The organism is Streptomyces sp. NRRL S-646, assembly GCF_000720765.1.
Lineage (GTDB): Bacteria > Actinomycetota > Actinomycetes > Streptomycetales > Streptomycetaceae > Streptomyces.
Map to the genome: position 1 here is coordinate 1 of NZ_JODC01000157.1, position 208 is coordinate 208.

The 208-nt window shown below is 71.2% G+C and carries 1 protein-coding gene; it reads left to right on the forward strand.

Going from position 1 to position 208, the window contains the following annotated elements:
- Positions 1 to 208: hypothetical protein (locus IH68_RS51585; RefSeq protein ID WP_037886861.1), on the forward strand; the 208-nt coding region annotated here is incomplete at both ends.

The window sequence follows — 208 nt, forward strand, 5'->3', positions numbered from 1 at the left end:
GGTGCAGACGGCCCTCGACCTGATCCACGACCGCCGGTCCGAGGGCTACGACCCGCTGCAGAAGCTGATGGCCCTGTTCGAGGGCGCCACCGCGAAGTCCCTGAAGGCCGGCAAGGCCGAGGAGCTGGCCGCCCTGCCGCTTCAGGAGCGCCTCAAGCGGCGCATCATCGACGGCGAGCGCAACGGCCTGGAGGCCGACCTCGACGAG